Consider the following 315-nt stretch of genomic DNA (forward strand, 5'->3'; position numbering starts at 1 on the left):
CCGCGACGACCGCGGTGGTGACGGCCCGCGCCGTGACGACCGTGGCGACCGAGGTGGCAGTGGCGGCGGCTTCCGTGGCCGTGACGACCGCCCCTCGGGTGGTAGCGGTGGCGGTTACAGTGGCCGCGATCACCGACCGTCCGGAGGAATCGGTAGAGACCGAGACTACCGTGGCGGCGACCGCGGCGGCTTCCGTCGTGACGACCGCCCCACCGGTGGAAGCGGAGGCGGCTACCGTGGCCGAGACGACCGCCCCTCGGGTGGTATCGGTCGCGGCATACAAGCCCGAGAAGACAGCCCCTCCGGAGGACGACG

Annotated in this window: 1 pseudogene; it reads left to right on the forward strand. The window is 72.7% G+C overall.

The features are described from left to right. Nucleotides 1-32: 32 nt before the first annotated feature. Nucleotides 33-315 (forward strand): annotated as a pseudogene (locus tag PUR61_RS01700) (hypothetical protein); the annotation flags it as partial.

Source organism: Streptomyces sp. BE20 (genome assembly GCF_036322525.1).
Taxonomy (GTDB): domain Bacteria; phylum Actinomycetota; class Actinomycetes; order Streptomycetales; family Streptomycetaceae; genus Kitasatospora.